The organism is Pseudomonas sp. 32_A (assembly GCF_017490905.1).
Classification (GTDB): Bacteria; Pseudomonadota; Gammaproteobacteria; order Pseudomonadales; family Pseudomonadaceae; genus Aquipseudomonas; species Aquipseudomonas inefficax.
In genome coordinates, this window is sequence record NZ_JAFGYI010000240.1 from 1 (window position 1) to 488 (window position 488).

The window sequence follows — 488 nt, forward strand, 5'->3', positions numbered from 1 at the left end:
TCGGTGTGCCGCGCGATCGTCAGGAGACCGAACACCCCGCGCGAGGCCCAGCTCGACTGCGCGACGCCGACCGCCAGCCCGTGATCGCGCGCGTCGCTCCAGAGCGTCGTCGCGTCGCTCGCGCTCGCCTCCGGCCAGACGATCATGTTCGAGCTGAGCGCGCCCTCGCGTACGGTCGGATCGACCTCCAGGTAGTTCATTTCCTGGTAGCGCTCCATCCAGCCGTTCGGATAGGTGTCGAAAATCGCGACGACCGGCTTCGAGATCGGCAACGGCACGCGTATGCCATAGCAGCAATATTCGAAGCCGAGCCGCTTCGTATACGCGGCGATCTGTTGGAAGAGCTGCTGCTCGTTCTCCGCGGCGCTAAATTGAAGATAGGCGTCTTGCCAGCGCAGTTCCATTCGTTCTCCAGCAGCTTCACGCTGTCATACTTGCTAGGTTTCAGCACGCGCGCGGGCTGATACATTCCGCGGCATGAATTCACC

General features: G+C 62.5%; 1 pseudogene. It reads right to left on the bottom strand.

Annotated features, from left to right (window positions below):
• A pseudogene (gene bpsR, locus J5M58_RS26475) lies at window positions 1-404 on the bottom strand (autoinducer-binding transcriptional regulator BpsR); the annotation flags it as partial.
• Window positions 405-488 lie beyond the last annotated feature (84 nt).